Source organism: Brotaphodocola sp. (assembly GCF_050873065.1).
Lineage (GTDB): Bacteria > Bacillota > Clostridia > Lachnospirales > Lachnospiraceae > Brotaphodocola.
Genome location: NZ_JBNMIC010000031.1, coordinates 23,348 through 32,427, shown reverse-complemented (window position 1 = coordinate 32,427; position 9,080 = coordinate 23,348). Strand labels below are relative to the sequence as shown.

The following is a 9,080-nucleotide window of genomic DNA, read 5'->3' as shown; positions in this document are numbered from 1 at the left end:
TGGCAGAGGGATTACGACAAATAGCATAAGAAGAATAAATATATAGGGCGGGGACTGCCCGAATTAACGCCTGTGGAGATAGTAGGTCACGAGGTCTGTGAAGCAGGAAGCCCATTGGCTTTAGACAATGGGCAGTTCACTTCCCGGTTTGCGAGGGCGTCCGGCACGCTGTCGAGAATCCGGTGCTCGAGAAGCATGGATTCGTGCAGGGAATGGTTGTAAAAAGCGACCCGGGAAGAGGCTTGCGGTTCAATCTTGTCGAGGGCGAGAAGAGCTCGGTCACACATCTGCTCAATCGGGATCGTGGAGTCCGCATTCTGGTAGACACCGATTTTTCCGCTGATCCGGACGGGGAGCGGATAGGCCTTGAAGAAAGCCGGCATTTTCTGCTCGAGAATCTCGTAGAATTTCAGCCTTTCCGGCATCATTATATAAAAGATATCTGCGGATGCCCGTGCGAGAATGCCCTGATCCGCCCCGTTTAAACCGAGCAGGAACATGGCGACAGCCTGCAGAAATTCATCTCCGGTCTTTCTTCCAAAAATCTCATTGATGAGTTTGAAGCGCTCGATATCGAGGACGATGATGTCAAAAGTCTCACCGCCGGCTTTTTCGAGCCGCTTTCGGGCTTTCCGGTAAAAGGAGGAGAGGCAGTAGAGATTGGTCAGTTCATCGCGCTCGAGCAGGGAGATCGTGGTATTGGCATCCCGAATCTCATCGAGGACCTGTTTGAGCTGCTGATTGCTTCTCACAAGTGCACGCTGAGAGTTGATGAGCTGGTTGTTCATCTGCTGGATCTCAAAATACTCATCCTGATAGGGGACCTGAAGGTTCTCTTCTGCCCAGGAGAGCGTCTCGGAAAAGAGGTCTGCAAATGCCCGGTAATCTTCCTCGTTTCTCACGTGGGCGAGGATGATGAGAAAGTATTTTGAGTAATTGCTGATGAGTGCCGGGATCTCTGCGGATCTGCCGCAAAAGCGGAGCAAAACCATGAGCTGTTTCTGGGAATCGAGGTCCTCGTTGTCCGTAAGGCTTGCCGGGTTTTCGATGAGCGCGGTCAGGCTGACACCCGGATGAATGGGGTTTTCCGGGTCGTTCTCAAGATCCGGGGAAACGTGCAGGATTCGCCTGATTTCCCATTCTTTATCGCATAAAAAAATATGATAGGTCATGATGTAAGTGATGAGTCTCCGTCAAAACAGGTATTTGCCTGGGCGAGAAGCTGCCGGGCATCCCTGGTGTAAAAGTCGATCGGCCATTGTTCCCAGATGTGGTCGGTACTTAAAAATGCATTGCCTCCGACAGCGATCTTCTGATTCGGGAATTCCTTGCGGATTGCAGTGATTAAGTCTCTGCAGTCGATCAGATGCTGGGGCATCGTCACGGAGAGTGCAACGAGATCCGGGTGATTGACGCGGATTGCATCGAGCATCGCGTCCTCCGGAACAGCGGCACCGAGGTACAGGCTGTCCCAGCCGTCGTTCTCGAAAATATCGGCAACCATGCGGGCGCCGATCTCGTGGAGTTCGGTTCCGGGGCAGGCGCACAGGAGCATGTGGTTTTTGCGCTGTTCTGAGTTCGCAAACAGAACCGGGTACATCTGCGCCATCGCCATCTGGGTGACGGAGGTGCAGTAGTGCTCCTCATCCACGGTAATCTGTGCCGTGTGCCAGAGCTCTCCGATTCGGCGCATGCTCTCCGCGAGAATCTCGACGTAGATGTCGTTGATCGGAATTCCCTGCTGGGTGAATTTCTGGATCAGGTACAGCGTTTTTCTGGAATTTTTCTGAAACAGGCTGTCCATGTACTGCTGAATCTCTTCCTCATAAGCGGATTTATCAAACTCAGGGGCGGAAGATTTGGCGGAAGCAGAGTGAGCCAGACGGGTCATCTCCTGACCGGCGGTTTCCCGGATGCGGTCGGAGGCGAGGTCAAGAAGTTCGATCAGTTTTTGCTGCTTGTCCGGTTCGATCGTGGTGCCGACGGCTTCGCGGATTGCGTCGAGGTGCCGGATCACATAGTCGGCAGTCTCAGACGCCGTTTTCTGGGTAAAAATAGAGTCCATCAGCTTGAACAGCCAGATTGCGTAATCGGCCATGATCTTGTTGTCGCCGAGTGTGTATGCGGTGTAAAGGAAATCAATGTTGTAGCGGGTATCCCGGTAAATGATTTTTTTGACGCGTTTACTCAGGGAAGAAAAATAATCCGGTGCTGCCTTCTGTTCGCACGCAGAAGCGGTGTCCACCAGATTTTGAAACTCCGTCTCATAATCCATCCATAATAAACTCATCGTTTCCTCCTCCTCTCAAAACATCAATGTATGATTGTGATGATCTTTACAGAGTTCTTTTGCTTTGTCTTTCTTAGCAGATTCGAAACATTGCGTTTGTTTTCAAATAGTTTAAGTATACCATAGTTTTTTTACAATTAGAATAAAAAAAATCATGTGGACAAATCGAGTGCCATTTTTTATAATAGGCGGTATGGATGTTTGAACACTACTATATAATGACTAGCAGCCTCCGACACTTCAGATGTAGTGCACGGGGGATTTTTTTTTAGAACAGGTAGAAACGGCAGAATTTATGAGAATGGGAAAAAAGTTATATAGGGTTTTTGGGGGTGCACTTCTCGCGGCAGGACTTGCAGTGATGGCTCTTGCGGCGTGTGTGCGGTCAGATGAGGGAAAGACGGGACCTGCGCTGAGGGCACAGGAAAAGAAAAAAGAACATGAGCCGATCACGATTATGGACGGAAACCGTGATTACAGCGGTCTGATTGAGCTTGTGAGAGAAAAATATCCGGAGATTCGCTTTGAGATTCAGTCCTATCAGGGATATGATACCTCGGCGTACATGAAGAAACAGTTGGAGAGCGGAATCATGCCGGACATCTACTCGACGACACAGAAGTGGGATGAGAGATGGCAGAAGGCACATCTGATTGATTTGGCGCAGTATGAATTCACGGACAATTATAATGAGGCGCGCATGGATGAGACGGAAGTGGATGGAGCGACCTATCTTCTGCCGTATGATCTGGATGTGCTCTCTCTCGTCTACAACAAAAGTCTCTTTGAGCGTCATGGGTGGGAAGTGCCAAAGAGCATGGCCCAGATGCGTGAGCTGATTCCGAAGATCCGGGAAGCCGGGGTGGAGGTGAGCATCTGCAAGCTTGGATTTCCCGGAAATGCGTTTCAGTATTTCTGTAATGTGTCGGATACGGTATTTTTGAATACGATACAGGGGCGCCAGTGGCAGGACGATTTCCTCGCCGGGTCGGCGGACGCTTCGGCACTTGCGGACTGTGTGGATGCCGTTCAGGAGTGGATTGATCTTGGAATCCTCAACACAAACCATGGAGAGATCAGCGAGCGAAGCTGTGTGGAACTGTTCTGTGAGGGAAATACCGCATTTCTGGTCGGGGGAATCAGCCGTTTCAGCCAGAATGAGGACGGGAGCGGAGATCAGTACGCATGCATGCCATATCTGTCAGAGGACGGAAACAGCAACATGTATATCAGCCTGACAAACCGTTACTACGGTCTGAACAGGGAACTTTTGAAGCCGGAAAACAAGCAGAAGCTTGAGGATGCCGTCCACGTTCTCGAAGTGATGTCAACGATAGAGGGGTATGAGGCGATTCTCGGAAAAGATTCTGCGGTGATGTGTTCGCTCAAAGAATTTTCCCTGCCGGAATCTTCCCCGTACAATGAGGTGATGCGTGAGATCAACAGTGGTCACTCAGCGCCGTTAATCTACAATGGATGGAGTTCCTACATAGCGGATTTCGGGCTCAAGCTTCAGGACTGGATGAAGGGAAACGCGAGGAAAGAGACGATCATTCCTTATCTCAATGATCTCCAGAACCGTGTGATCCACGAATCGGTCGACCATTATGCGAATGCCGAGCAGGCGTTTGACACGAGACAGAGTGCAAAACTTGTCGGAATGGCATTTACCGAGATGGCACGCTCAGACGGGGCGCTGATCTCGATCAATGAGTGGAAACCGCAGACAAAGGCGGGAAGATGGCAGAATATGGCAGGAGTGAACGGAGAGATTCTTCCGGGAGTCATGACGGAGGAGGACATCGTCATCATCCTTCCGACCGGCTGGAATCAGACGATCCGTGAAGTCACATTGACCGGGGCGAAAATCCATGAACTGCTCGCAACCGGATACGACCGCCACGGGGATGGCGACACTTACCCGTATGTGCTGGTGACGAGGGACGGAAAGAAGCTGGAGGACGACAGGCGCTACACGATTGTGATCTGTGGGGCAACCGATGAGGTTCTTGCGGAGGGCAGAGTGTGGGACACGGGAATTGTCGGGCTTGATGCGATGAAAGTGTATCTGAAAAAATTGGAGACGATTTCTCCGGACCTGCTGGAGGATGATTCGACATCGGAATGTGGGGCACCCGAATCATGAGAGAAGACTTAAAAAAACAGGCCCGGGACGGGGCTTTCTGGAAGATTTTTCTTGCTGCATTTGCGGTGAGCGGAGTCATTCTGTTTCTGATTCTGAAATTTGTCTCCTACACGAGCGAACAGCTCTATGAGGAGAGCAAGAACCAGCTGAGCGAGATCACGGAGCAGATCTATGAGAAACTGGAGATCGTTCTCGAGTACCAGTGGAACTATGTGATTACGCTCGAGAGCATTCTTGAGGACCGGAACGTGCAGGATGCAAAGGAGCTGTCCGAGCTGCTTTGGGCAGCACAGAGAGAGTTAAATCCTCTCGATGACAGTTTTGATTTTCTGGCGATCGATGAGAGCGGGTATTATTACAATTCCAGCGGTCAGCAGGGAATCTGGGCGGAGATGCCGGAAGTGGACTCAGATGAAGAGCGCCAGTGCTTTTTGACGACGAGCTACAATGAGGATATCAACCGGATGGCGTTTGTGTACCGCCTGAAGAATGAGATTGTGATTGAAACCTATACAGGGAAAAAGCGGATCACCCATGTGATTCTGATGAAGCGGATGGACAGCCTGATCTCGTATTTCAGGAGCAGTGCCTTTGACAACCACAATGTCACTTACGTCTTAAAGAATAATGGAGTTAAGATGTATTCCGACAATGCGGATGAGGAGACACTGTTTCAGGGGCGCAACCTCTATTATTCGCTCGAACAGATGGAGTACCCGCATGACAAAAGCTGGGCGAATGTCCAGAAAACTCTTGATGAGGAGTCCTATGCCTGCACCGATGTGGCGATCGGCACGGAGACGTATTTTCTCTGTCTCAAGAGGTTGGAAAATTACAACTGGACCGTGCTCTTTCTCGTGAATTCCGATTATGTGGCGACCAGCACGGACCAGATGATCACTTCGGTGATTCAGGTGTTTCTGTTTCTGCTTTTTGCTTTCAGCGTGGTCATTTTCTGGGGAATCTACTTTGTTCTCCGTTTTAAAAAGAGTCATGCGCTCTATGAGATGGAGGCAAAGAATGCGCTCCGCTTAAAGGAGATGAATACCCAGCTTGCGAATGCGAGACAGGCAGCGGAGTCCGCGCTCTACGTTGCCCAGAATGCAAACCGGGCAAAGAGTTCCTTCCTCGCAAACATGAGCCACGATATCCGCACACCGATGAATGCGATCGTCGGTTTTTCCATGCTTCTGATTCGCGACACGAGTGATCCCGGAGTCCGCTCCTATGCGGAGAAGATCAACCTGGCGAGCAAACAGCTTCTGGCGCTGATCAACAATGTGCTGGATATGAGCAAGATCGAGGCGGGGAAGACCGCTCTGGAATATCAGGAAACCACGATTGAGACGATCTCCGGGACAATCGACGGAGTGATGCGCGGGCAGTTTGAGAAGAAACATCAGGAGTTCTCGGTGCTTCTTGAGGACATCTGCCATCACAAGGTGATTGCCGATGAGCTTCACATCAATCAGATTCTCTTAAATCTTCTCTCAAACGCGCTCAAATACACGCCGGAGCGGGGAAAGATTGTCCTGATGATAAAAGAGATCGATGAGAGGAAAAAGGGATATGCGAGATATCAGTTTTCCGTCCGGGATAACGGATATGGAATGAGCAAAGAATATCAGGCACATCTGTTTCAGACGTTCTCGCGGGAGGAGAATGACCGGACGAACAAGATTCAGGGAACCGGGCTTGGAATGGCGATCACGAAGAGCCTCGTCGATCTGATGGGCGGAACGATTCAGGTGGAGAGCACGGAGGGCAAAGGATCGGTATTCACGGTGGAACTTGCACTGAAGATTGTGAGGGAAACCGCAGCTGCGGGATCTTTTGAAAAACTTTCTTCGGAGACGGTGGGAGAAGATCGGTCAGACCGCCCGGATCACTCAGAAGAGGCAGGGAGAGCAGACAGAGAGAAGGCCTTAAAGCTTCTTGGCGGAATCCATATCCTTGCGGCGGAGGACAATGTGCTGAATGCGGAGATCCTGACAGAGATTCTGGCGATCGACCACATAACCTGTGACATCTGTGAGAACGGACGAAGTGTCCTTGCGGCATTTGAAAAATAAGAACCGGGAAAATACCAGCTGATTCTGATGGACATCCAGATGCCGGAGATGAATGGATATGAGGCGGCGAGAGCGATCCGGAACAGCAGCCATCCTCTCGCAAAGACGATCCCGATCGTTGCGATGACCGCGAATGCGTTTGTCGACGATATTCAGGAGGCGCTCAGAGCCGGAATGAATGCCCATGTCGCAAAACCGGTTGATATGGAAAAACTGGAGGAGACTCTGGAGAGGGTGCTCTCGGAAATGCCGGAAAAATCTTAATGCCCTTAAGGCGCGTAAACAGTAACAAATCCGGCAATTCTGTGGTATAGTAATATCATGGATAAGCATCAAGTTAAAGCGGCAGAGTAAAATAGCAGAATAATAAACAGACCGCGCAAAGCCGGTTGAAACAGAAAGATTAAGAACTATATGAAGAAAAAAACAGATCAAAAGACAATACGGATGCGGGCGATTCTTGTGTTCGGCATTGCGTTTTTGACCGTAATGGGGGCATCTGTCCTTCTGAACCAGAATCAGGAAAAGGAAGAACGGCTCAAGGCGGTCTACACGGCAGAGTCGACCGTGAGCAGGGTGGAATCCCAGTTGAACAGATATCTGGCAGAGTCCGATTTGATGAAAAAAATGGTGGAATCCGGTCTGGAGGTGGACAGCAGCCAATTCGCTCTGCTGTCCCAGTTCATGCAGGATGAAAAAAATGTCATTGAGGCGCATGAGATCGCAAAAGACGGAATCGTCAACCTTGTTTACCCGCTCAAGGGCAATGAAGCTTCCGTCGGACTGAACATGCTCGAACACCCGGAGCGAAGGCAGGAGGCCCGTCTTGCGAAAGAGAGCGGGCATTATACGATAGCAGGTCCGTTTGAGCTTGTCCAGGGCGGAACGGGAGTCCTGCTGTTTGACCCGATTTACCGGGATGACGCGCAGGGAGAGAGGCAATTCTGGGGATTTTCGATCCTTGTTCTGAACTGGCAGAGATTTATCGATGAGATGGAACTGGATAAATTAGAAGATACCGGTTACCACTATCAGATCTGGAAGCAGAACCCCACGAGTGGGCAGAAGATGGTGATTGCCCAGTGCGCGGACGGGGAGATGATCCGGAAAGACAAGCTGAGTGTGGCGTGCGAGGTGCCCAACGACACCTGGTATTTTGACATTGTGCCGGATAAGGGCTGGGTGAGCATACAGCAGATTGTCTCGGGGATTTTGTTCTCATTCAGTCTGGCTTTTCTTCTGACGCTCGGTTACTGGCAGTTTGAGATGCAGAGGTACAAAGATGCCCTTCATGCAGAAAAACTGGAGAAGGCAGCCAAGGAGGCCCGCTCCGCGAACGAGGCGAAGACAAGATTTCTCTTTAACATGAGCCACGATATCCGGACGCCGATGAATGCGATCATCGGATTTTCTGATCTCCTGAAGAAACACATCGATGAGAAGGAGAAGGTTGTCGAGTATATTGATAAGATTCAGATTTCGAGTTCTTTTCTGCTCTCGCTGATCAACTACGTGCTGGAGATGGCGCGGATTGAGAGTGGAAAGGCGACTTTGAAACTGGAGACAGGCTGTCTGAGGGATCTCGTCGATTCCCTGAATGCGGTTTTTGAACCGACCATCCGCTCCAAAAATCTGGATTATTCCTGTCGGCTTGATGTCCGCCATGAGTATCTGGTCTGCGACAAGACGAAACTTCGGGAGATTATTCTGAATATTCTTGGAAATGCGATCAAGTACACGCCGGATGGCGGGCGGATCACTGTGAACATCACAGAGGAGAACTCGGAGAAAGAGGGATATGCAGAGTATTGTTTTGTGGTAAAGGACACCGGAATCGGAATGAGCGAAGAGTATCTCCCGCACATTTTTGAGGAATTCACGAGGGAGAGAACGAGCACGGAGAGCAAAGTGGTCGGCGCAGGCCTCGGCCTTCCGATTGTAAAGGCACTCACAGATCTGATGGAGGGAACGATCGAGGTGGAGAGCAAGGCGGGAAAGGGCAGTACGTTCACCGTGAGACTTCCGCTTGAGCTTGCCGATCAAAAGCAGGTGCAGGATCTGACGGCATCCGACTGGGGAAGCCAGAAGATTCCCGACAGTCAGAAATCGGAAACTTCGGACAAAACCGCGAAAAGTTCCGCGAAAAGTTCTGCGGACCGCAGGGAAAAATGTTTTCAGGGAAAACGTGTGCTTCTTGCGGAGGACAATGATCTCAACGCTGAGATTGCGGAGACAATTCTTGAGGAGAGAGGATTTGAGGTGGAACGCGCCGCCGACGGAGCACTTTGCGTTGAGGAGATCCAGAAAAAACCGGAACATTATTACGATGTCATTCTGATGGATATCCAGATGCCGAATATGGATGGATACGGGGCAGCTAAGGAAATCCGAAAGCTGAAAAATCAGAGAAGTCAGACTCCGATCATTGCGATGACCGCAAATGCCTTTGAGGAAGACCGCCGGAAGGCTTTTGAGGCGGGAATGAATGCCCACATTGCGAAACCGATCAATGTGGATGCAATGTTTGATACGATCAAGGAGATTCTTGACAAATAAGAAGAAAAACAGGGAA

At 50.4% G+C, this 9,080-nt stretch carries 6 protein-coding genes; 4 read left to right on the top strand and 2 right to left on the bottom strand.

Annotated elements, in window-relative coordinates:
• Positions 1-86: 86 nt before the first annotated feature.
• Both ACR0QE_RS09340 and ACR0QE_RS09335 read right to left on the bottom strand, forming a co-directional pair.
• A complete protein-coding gene (locus tag ACR0QE_RS09340; RefSeq protein WP_432628083.1) occupies positions 87-1,172 on the bottom strand; it encodes a GGDEF domain-containing protein in 1,086 nt (361 codons plus the stop codon).
• Positions 1,169-2,290, bottom strand: coding sequence for a cobalamin B12-binding domain-containing protein (locus tag ACR0QE_RS09335; protein WP_432628082.1), 1,122 nt, complete (start codon positions 2,288-2,290; stop codon positions 1,169-1,171). Before ACR0QE_RS09335 ends, ACR0QE_RS09340 begins: the two co-directional genes overlap by 4 nt.
• 301 nt (positions 2,291-2,591) lie before the next feature.
• On the opposite strand from ACR0QE_RS09335, the gene ACR0QE_RS09330 reads away from it, so the two are divergent.
• The 4 genes from ACR0QE_RS09330 to ACR0QE_RS09315 all read left to right on the top strand — a co-directional run bounded on the left by ACR0QE_RS09330 (position 2,592) and on the right by ACR0QE_RS09315 (position 9,064).
• A complete protein-coding gene (locus ACR0QE_RS09330; RefSeq protein WP_432628081.1) occupies positions 2,592-4,436 on the top strand; it encodes an extracellular solute-binding protein in 1,845 nt (614 codons plus the stop codon).
• Entirely contained in the window at positions 4,433-6,508 is a 2,076-nt protein-coding gene (locus tag ACR0QE_RS09325; RefSeq protein WP_432628080.1) for an ATP-binding protein, read from the top strand. Before ACR0QE_RS09330 ends, ACR0QE_RS09325 begins: the two co-directional genes overlap by 4 nt.
• 18 nt (positions 6,509-6,526) lie before the next feature.
• Positions 6,527-6,772 (top strand): response regulator, encoded by a 246-nt coding sequence (locus ACR0QE_RS09320; RefSeq protein ID WP_432628086.1) that lies wholly within the window; start codon positions 6,527-6,529, stop codon positions 6,770-6,772.
• 150 nt (positions 6,773-6,922) lie between these two features.
• Entirely contained in the window at positions 6,923-9,064 is a 2,142-nt protein-coding gene (locus tag ACR0QE_RS09315) for an ATP-binding protein (RefSeq protein WP_432628079.1), read from the top strand.
• Positions 9,065-9,080: the final 16 nt, after the last annotated feature.